The sequence below is a fragment of the Kitasatospora sp. NPDC004272 genome (genome assembly GCF_053603035.1).
Genome location: NZ_JBSGET010000275.1, coordinates 1 through 2496 on the forward strand (window position 1 = coordinate 1; position 2496 = coordinate 2496).

2 protein-coding genes are annotated in these 2496 nt (G+C 78.1%); both read left to right on the forward strand.

Annotation, left to right across the window (positions count from 1 at the left end; all coding sequences use genetic code 11):
• The coding region (locus ACWEO5_RS38360) for an SDR family NAD(P)-dependent oxidoreductase (RefSeq protein ID WP_452166689.1) at positions 1–2029 on the forward strand (2029 nt) is incomplete at its 5' end.
• Positions 2022–2450 (forward strand): PaaI family thioesterase, encoded by a 429-nt coding sequence (locus tag ACWEO5_RS38365; RefSeq protein ID WP_452166690.1) that lies wholly within the window; start codon positions 2022–2024, stop codon positions 2448–2450. The genes ACWEO5_RS38360 and ACWEO5_RS38365, both read left to right, overlap by 8 nt.
• Positions 2451–2496: the final 46 nt, after the last annotated feature.

Consider the following 2496-nt stretch of genomic DNA (forward strand, 5'->3'; position numbering starts at 1 on the left):
CCCGCTGGAGCGGACCGCGCCGGGGCCCGGGCAGGTGGAGCTCGCGGTGTCCGCGGCCTCGCTCAACTTCATCGACGTGATGAAGGCGATGGGCGTCTACCCGGACGACACGCCCGACCGCGCGCTGCTGGGCCTGGACTGCGCGGGCACGGTCGCGGCGGTCGGCCCCGGGGTCGAGGGCCTCGCGGTCGGCGACCGGGTCGTCGCGGGCGGCTTCGGCGCGCTCGCCACCCACGTCACGGTGGACGCCCGGCACGTGGTGCCGCTGCCCGCCGCGCTCCGCCCCGAGCAGGGCGCGGCGCTGCCGATGGTGCTGGTGACGGCCTGGCACGCGCTGGTCGAGCTGGCCCGGGTCGCGCCGGGCGAGACCGTCCTGGTGCACTCGGCGACCGGCGGGCTGGGCCTGGCCGCGCTGCAGGTGGCCCGGGCCGCCGGGGCCGAGGTGATCGCCACGGCCGGCACCGAGGAGAAGCGCGCCCACCTGCGCGGACTCGGCGTCGAGCACGTCTTCGACTCGCGCGGGCTCGACTGGGCCGGGCAGGTGCTGGCCGCGACCGGCGGCCGCGGCGTGGACGTGGTGCTCAACTCGCTGTCCGGGGCCGCGATCCCGCTCGGACTGGAGGTGCTCGCCGAGGACGGCCGGTTCGTGGAGGTCGGCAAGCGCGACATCCACGCCGACACCTCGGTCGGGCTGGGGGCGTTCCGCCGCTCGCTGACCCTCGCCGCGGTGGACGTCGCCGGGATGCTGCGCCGTCGGCCCGAGCGCTTCGCCCGCCTGCTGCGCACGGTCTGGGACCGGGTGGAGGACGGCACGCTGACCCCGCTGCCCTGCCTGGTGCGGCCCTTCGCCGAGGCCGGGGAGGCGTTCCGGACGATGTCCCGGGGCGAGCACCTCGGCAAGATCGTGCTGACCGACCCGGCGCAGGCCGGGCCGGTGGTGCCCACCCCGCTGCCCGGCGGCCGCTTCCGGGCCGGCGGCACCTACCTGGTCACCGGCGGGCTGGGCGCGCTCGGCCTGTCCCTGGCGGAGTTCCTGGTCGACCGGGGCGCGGGCGCCGTCGCCCTGCTCGGCCGCTCCGGGGCGGGCGACCCGGAGCGGCTGGCCGCGCTGCGCGCCCGCGGCGCCGAGGTGGGCGTGTGGGCCGCGGACGCGGCCGACCCGGAGCGGATGCGGGAGGTGCTGGCCGAGGTCCGCGCCACCCTGCCGCCGCTGCGCGGCGTCTTCCACGCGGCGGGCGTCCTGGACGACGCCACCCTGGCCGGTTTCGACGCCGGGCGGCTGGAGCGCGTCATGCGCCCCAAGGTGGTGGCGGCCCGGGTGCTGGACGAGCTCACCGCGGACGACGAGCTCGACCTGTTCGTGCTGTTCTCCTCCGCGGCGGCCTTCGTCGGCACGGCCGGGCAGGCCGCCTACGCCGCCGCCAACAGCGGCCTGGACGCGCTCGCGGTGCGCCGCCGGGCCGCGGGCCTGCCGGGCCTGAGCGTGCAGTGGGGCCCGGTCGCCGGGATCGGCCTGGCCGCCCGGGACGCCGGCCGCGGCGAGCGCCTCGCCGACCGGGGCATGGGCGGCGTGACGGCCGCGGACTGCTGGCGGGCCCTGCTCTCCTTCGTCGAGGGCGACGAGTGCGTGGTCGCCTACGTGGCGCTCGACCCGCAGCGCTGGATCGAGACCTACCCGGCGCTCGCCGCGCTGACCAGCTGGCAGTCGCTGGCGACGGCGCAGCGGGCGGTGGCCGACAGCGGGCTGCGCGACGTCCCCGCCGAGCAGCGGCTGCCGCTGCTGGAGGCGGTGGTCAACCAGGAGGCCGCGCAGGTGCTGCGGGTGGACCCGGACGCGATGGACCGGGACACCCCGCTGAAGGCGCTCGGCCTGGACTCGCTGATGTCGCTGGAGCTGCGCAACCGGCTGGAGACCAGGCTCGGCCTGCGGCTGAGCCCGACCCTGCTGTGGAAGTACGGGACGGCGGCGCGCCTGAGCACCGCCCTGTCCGACCTGCTCGACACCACCGGAACGGGGACCCATGGCTGACCGGCCGATCCTGACCGCGGCGGAGGTCCAGGCCCTGCTGACCGAGTACTTCCCCGACTGGAAGGGGCTGCGCGTCGCCGAGGTGACCGCGACCGGCCTGGTGTGCGCCGTGGACCCGGAGGCGCTGCCCACCCGGCCCGGCGGCACCGTGTCCGGCCCGGCGCTCTTCGCGGTCGCCGACGTCTCGGCCTACCTCGCCGTCAGCGCCTTCCTGGGCGCCACCCCGGCGGCGGTGCTCACCTCCAGCAGCGTCAGCTTCCTGGAGGCGGTCGAGCCGGCCCCGCTGCGGGTGCGGATCGAGGCGGTGCGGCTGGGGCGGCGCACGGGCGTCTTCAGCGCCGCCGTCGAGGACCTCGGGGGCGCCCCGGTGGCGGTGGCGACCCTGCACTTCGCCTTCCCGGGGCGCCGGGCCCGCGGCTGACCGGGCCCGCGGACGCGGTGGTGGGGGGCGGCCGTCGGCCGCCCCC